Annotated in this window: 8 protein-coding genes; all 8 read left to right on the forward strand. The window is 35.5% G+C overall.

The features are described from left to right. Nucleotides 1-2 precede the first annotated feature (2 nt). A complete protein-coding gene (locus ACHJH3_RS09760) occupies nucleotides 3-488 on the forward strand; it encodes a 4Fe-4S dicluster domain-containing protein (RefSeq protein WP_407064637.1) in 486 nt (161 codons plus the stop codon). Further along, nucleotides 485-1,435 (forward strand): WD40 repeat domain-containing protein, encoded by a 951-nt coding sequence (locus ACHJH3_RS09765; RefSeq protein ID WP_407064638.1) that lies wholly within the window; start codon nucleotides 485-487, stop codon nucleotides 1,433-1,435. Before ACHJH3_RS09760 ends, ACHJH3_RS09765 begins: the two co-directional genes overlap by 4 nt. Next, nucleotides 1,432-1,779 carry a chaperone NapD gene (locus ACHJH3_RS09770; protein WP_407064639.1) on the forward strand — a complete coding sequence of 116 codons (348 nt, stop codon included), beginning with the start codon at nucleotides 1,432-1,434 and terminating at the stop codon, nucleotides 1,777-1,779. The genes ACHJH3_RS09765 and ACHJH3_RS09770 overlap by 4 nt, the downstream gene beginning before the upstream one ends. A gap of 111 nt (nucleotides 1,780-1,890) precedes the next feature. Then, complete coding sequence (locus tag ACHJH3_RS09775; protein ID WP_407064640.1) at nucleotides 1,891-3,129, forward strand: Zn-dependent hydrolase; 1,239 nt, start codon at nucleotides 1,891-1,893, stop codon at nucleotides 3,127-3,129. Nucleotides 3,130-3,178: 49 nt separating this feature from the next. Then, nucleotides 3,179-3,748 (forward strand): hydrogenase-4 component G, encoded by a 570-nt coding sequence (locus ACHJH3_RS09780; protein WP_407064641.1) that lies wholly within the window; start codon nucleotides 3,179-3,181, stop codon nucleotides 3,746-3,748. Further along, nucleotides 3,735-4,190, forward strand: coding sequence for a hypothetical protein (locus tag ACHJH3_RS09785; protein WP_407064642.1), 456 nt, complete (start codon nucleotides 3,735-3,737; stop codon nucleotides 4,188-4,190). The genes ACHJH3_RS09780 and ACHJH3_RS09785 overlap by 14 nt, the downstream gene beginning before the upstream one ends. A gap of 425 nt (nucleotides 4,191-4,615) precedes the next feature. Then, nucleotides 4,616-5,848 carry a major outer membrane protein gene (locus tag ACHJH3_RS09790; RefSeq protein WP_407064643.1) on the forward strand — a complete coding sequence of 411 codons (1,233 nt, stop codon included), beginning with the start codon at nucleotides 4,616-4,618 and terminating at the stop codon, nucleotides 5,846-5,848. 80 nt (nucleotides 5,849-5,928) lie between these two features. After that, entirely contained in the window at nucleotides 5,929-6,486 is a 558-nt protein-coding gene (locus tag ACHJH3_RS09795; RefSeq protein WP_407064644.1) for a c-type cytochrome, read from the forward strand. Nucleotides 6,487-6,635: the final 149 nt, after the last annotated feature.

Here is a 6,635-nt window from a genome sequence, read left to right on the forward strand (position 1 = left end):
GATTGCAAGAGGCAAACAATCTCTCAAGAAGAAGACTTTTTACAAAAATTTTAGGCGCCAAAGAGCAGGCGCCTAATTTTATCGCTCCGCCGTATTTTTGCGGAGAATTTGATTGTGTGAATTGTCACGCTCCTTGTGTAAAGGCTTGCGGGCGCGAGCTTTTGAGATTTGAAAATCAAAGAGTTATTTTTGAGTTTAAAAATTTAGGTTGCAACTTCTGCAAGGATTGCGCCATAGCTTGCGAAGAGATCGGCAAAGAGGTTTTAAGTCTAAAATTCCCAGCCAAAATAGAAGCAAAAGTTAGTATAGATGTGGCTTCTTGCTTAGCGTGGAATGATACGATTTGCTATAATTGCCAAGATGTATGCAAATTTAGAGCGATTGACTTTTTTGGCGTTTTTCGCCCTGTTATAAACGAACGCTGCACGGGATGTGCGCAGTGTCTTGAGGTGTGTTTTAAAAATTCTATCAAAATGGAGGCTTTATGAAAATTCTACTCGCTTTTTTAGCGCTTTTAAATTTGGCTTTTTCTCTTGATATCAAAGAGCCTTACAAGATCATAGAAGCGCACTCTAACGTGATAAGTTCCTCGCTTTTAAACGACAAACTTTATCTTGGTACCGACAGCGGTCAGGTAAATATCTATGATATGAAGAGCGAGGAGTTTTTAGAGCCTATAGTTTTACCAAAGATAAAGACGCATTTTACGGATGACGAGTTTGCAAAGGTATTTAGCATAGACGAGCTTAACGGCGTGCTGATGGTGCTAAGCGAAACTAGTTACGGAAAAAGACTTTTGCATATTTATGAGATGGTTGATAGTAAAAGAGTAGAGACTAAGACTATAAATTTAGATAACGAATCAATCAAAAAGGCTCTATTTTTAAATCCAAAGACAGCTATTATCGGCTCACTTAGTAATGAAATTTATTTTTTAAATTTAGAAACGGGCAACATTGACTTTAGCAAAAAATTTTCTATAGCGTCGCTATCTGACTTTGAGCTTAGCGAAGATAGAAACAAGATTGCCGTGGGGTGTGAGAGCGGGATAGTTTATATATTTGACGCTAAAGAGCGCAAAGTGCTAAACGAGCTTGGCTTTCATAAAGATAATATGTATGATATAGAGTATAAAAACGGCGCTATCGTTACAGGCGGAGTGGATAGACATGCAGGAGTTTATAGTGGCGGCAGTATCGGCATGATGAGGTCAAATTTTTTAGTCTATGCGGTAGGTCTTAGCGATGACGGCAAGCTTGGAGCATTTATGAGTGATGATTTAAGCGATATAGATGTGTTTGAAGTAAACAGCAAGAGAGTTTTAGCAAGGCTAAAAACTATGCAAAGCACCATAAACGGCATACATTTTTTAGATGATAGTTCTCTTATAAGTGTTGCTTACGAGAAAAAAGTAAAATTTTGGAGATTTAGATGAATATTTCAAGTGTTATAGTGCATGTAAAAGATGAAAATTTGATAGACGAGATCTTAAATTCGCTTCGTAAAATGAGCCAGTGCGAAGTTATTGCTTATGAAAACGCAAAGATAGTAGCACTTATAAGCGTAGATAATTTTGAAGACGAGCTTGAGACTTTTAAGACTATGGAGCGTATAAACGGAGTTGCAGGCGTTGCGATGGTGTATAGCTATCAAGAGGATTTGGAGGGCGATTTACAGAGGCTAAAAGAGAGCGGCAAACTCAGCGAAGTGCTTACAAACGATGATATGCAAGCTCGTGATATAGTTTATAGCGGTAGCGTTCACCATAAGGTTAAATAGCTTAAATTTAACCTTCTTTTTATTCAAATCTCTGCTAAAATCAAAAAATCTAACCTCAAATTCAACGCAAACTATATAAAATATTAGAAAATAAAATTTTAGGAGCTTATAATGGGCGTGAATTTGAGTAGATTAAAAGATCTTTTTATAGAGATTAATTCTATAAACGATTATAGTTTCGGCGACGGAATGAGCCGACTTGCTTACACTTCTCAGGATAAAACCGCGCGCGAACTCTTTATAAAGCGCTGTCAGGAAGCGGGACTTAGCGTAAGAGTGGATGCGATAGGCAATATCTTTGCAAGGCGCGAAGGAAGCGAGCCGAATTTACCCGCAATCGCCTTTGGATCTCATCTTGATACGGTTATAAACGGCGGACAGTTTGACGGAATTTTAGGCGTGCTTGGCGGACTTGAAGTAATCCGCTCGCTAAATGATGAAAATATCAAAACAAAACACCCTCTTGAGTTAATCGTATTTGAGTGCGAGGAGTCAAGCAGGTTTAATATCGCAACTCTTGGTAGCAAAGTAATGTGCGGTAAGCTAGGATATGAGAAGCTAAAGGATGTCAAAGACTTTACGGGACGTGAAATAGGCGAAATTTTTAGCGAATTCGGAATAGATATAAAAAGAATCGAAGAGGCTAAAAATTTAGAACCTAACTACAAAAGCTTTTTTGAAATTCATATCGAGCAAGGACCGCTTCTGGATAACGAAAAAATTCAAATCGGTGTAGTTAGTGCTATCGCTGCGCCTCATAGATTTAGCGTGCGAGTTATCGGGCAGCCTCAGCACTCCGGAACCACTGCTATGAAATACCGAAATGACGCACTTTGCGCGGCGGCTGAGATAATACTGGCAGTTGAAAAGATAGCAAAAGATAATTCTCAAAATAGTGTAGTGGCAACTACGGGTAATTGCTCCGTAAAACCGGGCGTGATGAACGTAGTGCCGGGAGAGACGATGTTGCTCATTGATCTAAGGGGTATAAATTTGCAAACCCGTGAAGATACCTACGCTCAGATAATCTCGCATATAAACAAAATAGAAGAGAAACGAGGCGTAAAATGCGAGATAAAGCAACTCGGTTTTGATACTCCATGCAAGCTTGACGAGAGGCTTATAAATTTGATAGCTTCGGAAGCTAAGGTGTTAAATTTAAGCTATGAGATAATGCCAAGCGGAGCAGGACATGACGCTATGCATATGGCTGAAATTTGTCCTACCGCGATGATATTTATCCCTTCAAAAGACGGAATCAGCCATAATCCTTCAGAATTTTCAAAATGGGACGATATAGAAAACGGGCTTAATTTATTAAAAAATGTAATTTTAAACGAGTCTCTTTAAACTTAATTTAAAAAAGCATAGTAAAATTGATGAAAATAAAGGAGAATAAATGCAGATAAGTTCGAATTTTAATAACTCAAATCCTTATAATTTAAGCAGTAAAGAAAACATTGAGAAATTTAGAGAAAATTTTACAAATTTAAATACAAAAGAGCTTACAAACGGCTATTTCTTAGAGTTTCAAAATAAAGCTTTTAATCATACAAGTATAAATTTCGATACCCAATCAGCGCTTAGCTTGTTTGATCCTCAGGATATAAATTCTAAAAATTTGATTCAGATATTAAACAGGATTGATTATAGATCGATTGGTTATGACGGCAAAGACATAACATCTCTAAATCAAGACGAAGCAAAGGCGCTTATAGGCGAAGACGGATTTTTTGGTATCACAAACACGGCAAATAGGATTGCTGATTTTGTCCTTAACGGCGCAGGAGATGATCTTGAGATGTTGAAAGCGGGTAGAGAAGGTGTTGCTAATGGCTTTAAAGAAGCTGAGCGACTTTGGGGAGGAAATTTGCCTGAAATTTCTCAACAAACCATCCAAAAAACTCTAGAAAAGATAGATGAGCGCATAGCAAAACTAGGTGGAAATATCATAAATGTCGAAGCTTAAGCTTATTTGCATTTTAAGTTTTGTGACTTTATTTACGGGATGTTTTGATCTTTTTAATCAAACTCCAAATTTGCCAAGTCTCAGCACGATAAATCAGCCTGTTATCAAAAAAGAACAAAGCATACGCGGCGTTATAGAGGATATTAGCTATACCGAAAACGGCTGGTGCTATGATATAAGAAGCGTTGATACGAGTAACGATAAGCTATCAAGCGGTAAATTTTGTGCCGATAAGCATTATTTTAATGTCGGCGATTTGATCTATGCAACTATTTTTGATACTAAAATAAAAAATATGTATCTTATACAGCAAGGCTACGTAAGCCCTAAAAAATCATATAAAAATTTAAATACAAGCACAAAAATTCAACAAACCAAACGTGTAACAAATAAAAAACAAGTTGTAGAACTGCCTAAAGATGAGAAGATCAACTTTGATTAGCCGTTGATTTACCGATGTGATTTATAATTTCATCAAGCAATCAAAGTTAGAACTCCTTTTAAGGGGGCGAGGCAAAGCTCCCTTTTTATTCTTTTAATAAATTATCTAAAATTTACTTTTAAGATTTTTGTTCAAAATTTATTAAAATTTTGATTTTTTAAGTGAAATTCGCTGATTTTAAAGGTTAAGCTTTTAAGCAAAACTTCTTAAAAATATCATTTTTTAAAAACGATTCTCATAACTTATTAGCTACATACTTCTCTAAGCGTGCTTGAATTCTTGATAATCTGCGTATATTGTGAAGAAACTTAACATTAATCACTATATATCAGATTACCAAAAAACAATTTAAGTTATTTTCCTTATTTTTATGGTAATATTTTTAGTGTTAATCAGATTTTAACCAAATTTAACAAGGAGACAATATGAAACTAACTAAGATTAGTTTAGCAGCTTTGGTTGCTCTAGGTGCTTTTTCAACAGTTGCGAGTGCAACGCCACTTGAAGAGGCTATTAAAAATGTAGATTTTTCGGGTTTTGCAAGACACAGATATACTACTACCAAAAGCGGAGTAGATAGCAATACAAAAACAAGCGCAGGTAACGAGTTTAAATTTATCGGTACATTTAAAGCTGTTTTGGATGATAATTTTTTTGGTGTTTTGGGATTAACATATAAAACAATAGACAATTCAGGTAAAACAATAGATAGTTCTGATGGGTCGGTAGACAAAACAAAAACCGAAGAGCCTTTTAAGGTTAGAGAATTTTATCTAGGATACAAAAGAGGCAATACTACTATAACTGCCGGTAAACAACTTATAGGAACATTCTTTGACGATGACTTGACAGGTACAGGCTTAAGAATAGTTAATTCAGATATAGAGGGTCTTACTCTAGCCGCTGTTGCTTTTGATGCACTAGATAAAGGAAGTGAAGTTGATATTTTAACCCCTGCTATTTCTATTCATCACCCTGCACCTACTAATCTAAAAGACGGATTAGGAAATAACCTTTATGGTTTAGCGGCAATGGGCAGCTACAATCCGATAAGCTTTAAACTATGGTGGGCTAGCTTAGTAGACGTTGCAAATTTATATGCATTTGACGCAGCTGCAAAATTTGATATGGATGCTGTAAAGCTAGGCTTGCAAGGTCAATATGTTCACAGTAAGGTAGATAGTGATTTAAAACCTGAATTTTCAAACACAAACTTCTATGCCGTTAAAGCGGACATAGCAGCAATGGGAGCTAAATTTAATGCAGGCTATATCAACTACAAAACAAAAGACAATATGAAAAGAGGCTTTGTCACAATAGAAGATAACGGTAAATTAATCAATCCTGCTAGAGTGCTAAATGGAGCTATGAACGGTCAATACTATCACAATATTACTGACGAAAATAAATTCTTCTTCGTTGGTGCCGGATATGATGTGGATAAGCTTGGATTTGGTCTTAACTACATAGGCGGCAAAGGCTACTCTTATGGATTAAAAAAAGAAGATGCTAAGAGAAAAGAGATTAATGGACAAATCAGCTACAAATATAGCAAAAAGCTTGATTTCCTAGCTTGGTATGCTGCAGCTAAAGACTCTAAAGATGGAGTAAAATTTAAATACGATAGATTCAGATTCCAAACAGTATATAAATTCTAGTATTTGTATACTATAAATATGATATAATCCCGAGTAGTTTTGCTACTTGGGATTTTTAAATTTTAACAAAAAGGTTTTATATGCGTTTTCACAAAATTTCATTTTTTGTATGCTTTGTTTCAATATTTACATTAAATGCAAGCGAGCCAAGCTATGTTTTTGAAGCAAAAGGAGAGTTTGCAAAAGAGCTTAAAGCTCTTGTTGAAAAATATTCAAAAGATGAGAATATCAGTATAAATGTGTATGAAAAGCAACTGGAAAGCGATAACGGGAAATTTTTTAATATAGGGATTGATAATAATAGAAAATATAACGTAGAAAAAGGTCGTGAGCTATACGACAAAAATTGTGCATCATGTCATGGGGAAGACGGAAATAAAAGAGCACATGGCTCTGAAAAACTAACCAAACTGAGCGCTGAAGATATAGAAGCTGCATTTTCAGGATATTTAAACGATCCTTCGTATGGCGGGAGCACTAGAGAACTAATGAAAATGGTAGCGGCAAGAACTGCATACAAGGATCTAGGGGCAATTATAGCCTTTTTAAAAGGAGCGGATGCTCTTGGCAATAAAGAAAACATAAAAGAAAACAAAGATATTTCTACAACACCGACTCAAGGAAGCTATCTTAAATAAATCACACAAACTTGCTATATGTTTGCAAAAAATTCCTATCTACCATTTTTTAGTAAACAATCGGCAATAATCTATAATGGCTCTGTTAAAATACTTCATTGATATTTAAGCTTTAATCCTATATAATATTTTCATTAAAACAACTATAG

It is taken from the genome of Campylobacter canis, assembly GCF_045504005.1.
GTDB lineage: Bacteria > Campylobacterota > Campylobacteria > Campylobacterales > Campylobacteraceae > Campylobacter_A > Campylobacter_A canis.

Excerpts from the sequence above, each read along its gene's own strand:
- ACHJH3_RS09765 (WP_407064638.1), top strand. The coding sequence starts at position 485 with ATGAAAATTCTACTCGCTTTTTTAGCGCTTTTAAATTTGGCTTTTTCT.
- ACHJH3_RS09770 (WP_407064639.1), top strand. The coding sequence starts at position 1,432 with ATGAATATTTCAAGTGTTATAGTGCATGTAAAAGATGAAAATTTGATA.
- ACHJH3_RS09775 (WP_407064640.1), top strand. The coding sequence starts at position 1,891 with ATGGGCGTGAATTTGAGTAGATTAAAAGATCTTTTTATAGAGATTAAT.
- ACHJH3_RS09780 (WP_407064641.1), top strand. The coding sequence starts at position 3,179 with ATGCAGATAAGTTCGAATTTTAATAACTCAAATCCTTATAATTTAAGC.
- ACHJH3_RS09785 (WP_407064642.1), top strand. The coding sequence starts at position 3,735 with ATGTCGAAGCTTAAGCTTATTTGCATTTTAAGTTTTGTGACTTTATTT.
- ACHJH3_RS09790 (WP_407064643.1), top strand. The coding sequence starts at position 4,616 with ATGAAACTAACTAAGATTAGTTTAGCAGCTTTGGTTGCTCTAGGTGCT.
- ACHJH3_RS09795 (WP_407064644.1), top strand. The coding sequence starts at position 5,929 with ATGCGTTTTCACAAAATTTCATTTTTTGTATGCTTTGTTTCAATATTT.